Consider the following 434-nt stretch of genomic DNA (forward strand, 5'->3'; position numbering starts at 1 on the left):
TGCCTCGATGACGTATCGCGAGTTGGATGAGGCCGCCAACCGGTTGGCGCACCTGCTGGCCGAACACGATGCCGGCCCGGGACAGTGTGTGGCACTGCTGTTTTCGCGGTCCACCGAGGCGATCGTCGCGATCTTGGCCGTGCTCAAAACCGGGGCGGCCTATCTGCCCATCGACCCCGCGGTGCCGCCGGCGCGGGTCAGGTTCATGCTCGCGGACACGGCGCCGGTCGTTGCGATCACCACCACCGGCCTGGCAGAGCGGCTGGAGGGCTGCGAATTAGCGGTCATCGATGTCGATGACCCGCGCATCTGCGGCCATCCGAGCACGAGCCTGCCGGCACCGGACCCGGACAACGTTGCCCACATCATCTACACCTCGGGGTCCACCGGTGCGCCCAAAGGCGTTGCGGTGACCCACCACAACGTCACCCGCT

Annotated in this window: 1 protein-coding gene; it reads left to right on the forward strand. The window is 67.5% G+C overall.

Features of this window, described 5'->3' with window-relative positions; genetic code table 11:
• Window positions 1-434, forward strand: a 434-nt coding sequence (locus AC5Y6X_RS24445; RefSeq protein ID WP_499989722.1) for an AMP-binding protein, incomplete at both ends; no start/stop codon positions are given.

It is taken from the genome of Mycobacterium sp. NGS26, assembly GCF_059813025.1.